The organism is Caldicoprobacter algeriensis, from assembly GCF_023838525.1.
In the GTDB taxonomy this organism is placed as follows: domain Bacteria; phylum Bacillota; class Clostridia; order Caldicoprobacterales; family Caldicoprobacteraceae; genus Caldicoprobacter; species Caldicoprobacter algeriensis.
The window spans coordinates 1-1,476 of sequence record NZ_JAHUQD010000041.1 but is presented as its reverse complement, the minus strand read 5'-3'; the positions used below and the strand labels follow the sequence as shown (position 1 = coordinate 1,476).

The following is a 1,476-nucleotide window of genomic DNA, read 5'->3' as shown; positions in this document are numbered from 1 at the left end:
TAACCATAATGCACAGGAGACAGCCTTTATGGAAAATTGAAGAATACTGGAGGAAACAAAAGCTTGAATACATGTTAGAGGGTAGCGATATTACAGTGGAACAATTAAACGATGACGCATTTGCTCGTGCTTTAGATAAACTGCATACCGTAAACATGAAAGAACTTGTGAGCCGTATATGTCTCAACATGTTAAAGGCTCATAATTTAACTATAGAGAGTCTGCACTTGGATACAACGTCTATTTCTGTAGAAGGGATGTATGAAGGGGATGAGGATGACGACTTTATAATCTGCTACGGTTACAGCAAAGATAATAGGCCTGACCTTAAGCAATTTAAGATAGGGGCAGCAGTACAGCAGAGTGGGCTACCTGTAATGGGTCAGCTTTTATCCGGAAACAAATCGGACCGGGAATGGAACCCGGAGGCGATAAAGGAGATGAAGGTATTTTTTGAGGGGCAACAATATAGAGATATTATATTTGTGGGGGATTCTGCGACTGTATCTTCATATGAATCGTTAAGGCAGTTAGAGGGTTTACGGTTTATATCACGTTTACCAGAGAATTTTTCATGTGTTTCGGAATGGAAAGAGAAGGCATGGCAGGGGGTGAATTGGGAAGAAGTAGGAACATTAAGTGAGTCTTCACGTAAAGATGCAGCAGAATACAGGATTTATGAATTTGTGGAGGTTATAGATGGGAAGCCGTATCGATTTGTATTGGTTCATACAAATTCGTTGAGGGAGCAGAAGATAAAGACATTGCAGAAGAGGTGGGAGAAAGAGAAGAGGGAGCTTGAGAAGGAGGCTAAGAGTATAGGCAAGAGAGCATTTGCATGTGTTGAGGATGCACTGCGGGAGAGTGCGGCTTTTATGGAGAAAGTTAAGTCAATGCATTACAATGTAGAAGCTCATATAGAAGAGGAGGTTACTCGGAGGTATAATAGAAGAGGGAGGCCTGGTACGGAAGATAGGTATGAGGAGACGGTAAGCTACTATGTAAAGCATACTATAGGTGAGAGGGATGATATGGCATGTGAGAAAGACTTATTTATGGAATCGACATTTGTTCTTATTACTTCAGTTATGGATAGAGAGAAATATCCTGGATGGAGGATACTGGCGGAATATAAAGGGCAAAGTTCAATAGAGCAGGCATTTAAGTTTTTAAAAAATCCAGTGTATTTAGGGCCAGTATATTTGAAGAAACCTGAGCGAGTAGAAGCGCTGGGATATGTATTTATACTTGTTTTACTGATAGCGAGTTATTTAGAGTACAGAGTAAGGAAGGCATTGAGGGAGAGGGGAGAATATTATATTCAGCCTAATGGTCAAAAATCTACTCGTCCATCGGTTAGGACTATACTTGAGGTATTGGAGACAGTATTGGTTATATATTTCAATGGTGATCTGTATTTGCCAAATGATACTTCACCAAAGATATTGAAGATGCTAGAATGGTTGGGATTTAGTC

Annotated in this window: 1 protein-coding gene; it reads left to right on the top strand. The window is 40.2% G+C overall.

Translation table 11 applies throughout. The features are described from left to right. On the top strand, window positions 1–1,476 hold a 1,476-nt coding region (locus tag KVG29_RS12300), incomplete at both ends, for an IS1634 family transposase (RefSeq protein WP_420840563.1).